Consider the following 3,461-nt stretch of genomic DNA (forward strand, 5'->3'; position numbering starts at 1 on the left):
AAGCCCACCAGCGCCGCCACCGACAGTGGCTGACCGGAAATCCACAGGGCGATCACGCTGCCGACCAGCGCCAGCGGAATGTTGCCCATGATGATGGCCGTGAGCACCACTGAGCGGTAACGGCTGTACAGCACCAGAAAGATCATAGTCAGCGAGATCAGCGCCAGCACCCCGATCAGGCGCGCCGCCTGCTCCTGGGCCTGGAACTGCCCCTCCAACGCCGTGAAATAGCCTTCGGGCATCGCCTTGGCATTCAGCTCGGTACGAATCGACTCGATCACCCGCGACATGTCCGAGCCATCGGTGTTGGCCGAGATCACGATGCGGCGGCGCGCATTCTCACGACTCACCTGATTGGGGCCGTCGCCGTCCTCAATCAACGCCAGCTTGGACAGCGGCACATGCCCGCCCGGCGTCTCGATCAGCAGGTTGGATAATTCCTGCAAGCCGCGCCCGCTCTCGGGCAACTTCACCACCAGGTCAAAGCGACGGTTGCCTTCAACAATCTGCGTGACGCGCTCGCCCTCGATCATCTGCTCCAGCGAGCGCAAGAGCGTGCCGGGCGCCACCCCGTAGCGTGCCGCCTGCTCGTAGTCGATGCGGATCTTGATCTGCGGGATCAGCACCTGCTTTTCAATCTGCAAATCGGTGATGCCGGGAATCTTCGCCAGCCGGTCGCGCAGATCGGTCGCCAGGCCACGCAGGGTATCGAGGTCGTCGCCATAGACCTTCAAGGCAATCTGGGCCCGCACGCCCGACAGCAGGTGATCGAGCCGGTGCGAGATCGGTTGGCCGACGTTGCTGGCGGCCGGCAGCACGGCCAGGCGCGCGCGAATGTCACCGATGACCGCCTCGCGCGAACGTTCGGACGCCTTCAGGTCCACGTCCATCTCGGTGGAATGAACCCCTTCGGCGTGCTCGTCCTGCTCGGCGCGGCCGGTGCGGCGACCGACCTTGATCACTTCCGGCACCGCAGCGACCAGCTGCTCGGCCAGCAGGCCGATGCGGTTCGACTCGGCCAGCGAGGTGCCGGGGTTGAGCACCACACCCACCGTCAGCGTGCCCTCATTGAACGGCGGCAGAAAGGCGCGCGCAAAGAACGGAATGCTGGCCACCGCCACAATCACCGCCGCCAGCGCGCCCAACAGCAGCGGGCGCGCTCGCTCGAACGACCAATGCAGCAGCTGGGCGTCCCAATGCTTGAGCTTGACCACCAGCGGGCTGTCGCCGTGGCCAAGTTGCTTCATCCGGGGCAAGAGGAAATAGGCCAGCACCGGCGTCACCGTGACCGACACGACCATGCTGGCCAGGATCGAGACGATGTAAGCAATACCCAGCGGCGTGAACAAACGCCCCTCAATGCCGGGCAGCACGAACAAGGGCACGAACACCAGCACGATGATGAGCGTGGCGTAAACAATGGCCGAGCGCACTTCCAGCGTGGCTTTCGCGATCACTTCCGCCACCGGCCGCGGCATCGCCAGCGCGCTATTGAGCTTGAGACGGCGCAAGACGTTTTCCACGCCGACCACGGCATCGTCCACCAGCTCGCCAATGGCAATGGCCAGGCCACCCAGCGTCATGGTGTTGATGGACAGGCCGAAGTAGTGAAACACCAGCGCCGTCACCAGCAGCGAGACCGGAATGGCCGTGAGCGAGATCAGGGTGGTGCGCACATTGAGCAGGAATAGAAACAGAATCACCGCCACCAGAATCGCCCCGTCGCGCAGCGCTTCCTCGACGTTGCGCACTGAATGCTCGATGAAATCGGCCTGCTTGAACAGGAACTGCGGGGCTTCCATGCCCTGCGGCAAGCCTTTTGACAGTTCGAGCATGGCTTGTTCCACGGCGCGCGTCAGCGTCACGCTGTCGGCGCTGGGTTGCTTCTGCACCGACAAGACCACCGCCGGCTTGCCATTGAAGCCGGCGTCGCCGCGCTTGATGGCCGGGGCCAGCTTCACCTCCGCCACCTGCTTCAGCAGAATTGGCTGCTCGTTTTTTACCGCCACGACCAGGTTTTGCAAATCCTCGATGCGCGTGGTACGACCGATCTGGCGAATCAGGTACTCGCGCCCCTGCGCCTCCAGAAAACCGCCGCTGGTGTTGGCGCCAAAGTCTTTCAACGCGCCTTCCAGCTTCTCGCGCTCAACGCCCAATGCCTTCAATTGCGCCGGGTTGATCTCGACCCGGTACTGCTTGACTTCGCCGCCGATCGCAATCACCTGCGCGATCCCGGGAATGGTCAACAGGCGCGGGCGCATCACCCAGTCCGCGTATTCGCGCACCTGCATCGGGTTCACTTTCGCCGGGTCAGCGGGCAAAGCGATCAGCAGGATCTCACCCATGATCGACGAGATCGGGCCCAGCTGCGGCACCACGCCCGGCGGCAACTGCTCGCGCACCAGATTCAGCCGCTCGCTGACCTGCTGGCGGTTGCGGTAGATGTCGGAGCCCCAATCAAACTCGACGTAGACGATGGACAGACCCACGCCCGACACCGAACGCACGCGGCTCACGCCGGGCATGCCGTTCATGCTCGACTCGACCGGCGCGGTCACCAGTTGCTCGACCTCCTCCGGCGCCATGCCGCCCACCTCGGTCATCAAGGTCACGGTCGGCTTGTTGAGGTCGGGGAACACATCGACCGGCATTTTTTGAACCGTGAAGATCCCATAGACCACCAGCAGCAAGGCAATGCCCAGCACAATCAGCCGCTGTTTCAGGCTGGTGTTGATGATGAAATCGAACATGCCTAGCGCACCTGTGCCAGCAGATTGGCGCCGACGCTGACGACGCGCTCACCGCTGGCGATGCCCGCAGTGACAGCCACCGTGCCAGCGTCCAGCGGCTGACTGCTCACCTTGCGCGGGCCAAAGCGCTCCGCGCCGAGATGCACCCAGACCACGGTGTCGCCGGCGCTGTTGCGCGCCAGGGCGGCTTGCGGCACGGCCACGCCTTTGGACGTGCGCGAGGTCTTGGCAATCACCTTCACCGGCTGGCCCACGGCCACCGGGGCGTTCTGGGCTTTGACGCGAAACAGCAGCGGCAAGGCCTGTTCGCGCAACTGCCGGCCACCGCCGACAAACTGCAAGTCCAGCGCACCGCCCGGCAGCGGCACGCTGGCGCTGCTGATGCCTTCGACCAGCGCCGGGTCGTAAGCCAGGGCTTCGACGGCCAGCCGAGCCGGATCGACGATCTCGAACAAAACCTCCCGCGCTTCGACCACCTGGCCGTTCACCACGCTGGCGGCGCTGATCACGCCCGACACCGGCGCCACCAGCGCCTCGGCGTCGCCCAGACTGCCGCCCACGGCGGCGCGGCGCTGCTTCAAGGCGGTCAGCTCAAAACGGGCGGCCTCAATCTCTTTCTGCGGCACCGAACCTTCGAGTTCCGCATAGCGCGCTACCTTGCGTTCGGCAATGGCCAACTGCGACTCCAGTTCAGCCAGGGTGGCGCGCTGG

2 protein-coding genes are annotated in these 3,461 nt (G+C 64.7%); both read right to left on the bottom strand.

Annotation, left to right across the window (positions count from 1 at the left end; translation table 11 throughout):
- Positions 1-2,750: efflux RND transporter permease subunit (locus C5P05_RS09725; RefSeq protein WP_157979278.1), on the bottom strand; the 2,750-nt coding region annotated here is incomplete at its 3' end.
- Positions 2,751-2,752: 2 nt separating this feature from the next.
- A partial coding sequence (locus C5P05_RS09730) for an efflux RND transporter periplasmic adaptor subunit (RefSeq protein WP_114969643.1) occupies positions 2,753-3,461 on the bottom strand: 709 nt, incomplete at its 5' end.

The sequence above is a fragment of the Rhodoferax ferrireducens genome (genome assembly GCF_003347515.1).
Classification (GTDB): Bacteria; Pseudomonadota; Gammaproteobacteria; order Burkholderiales; family Burkholderiaceae_C; genus Rhodoferax.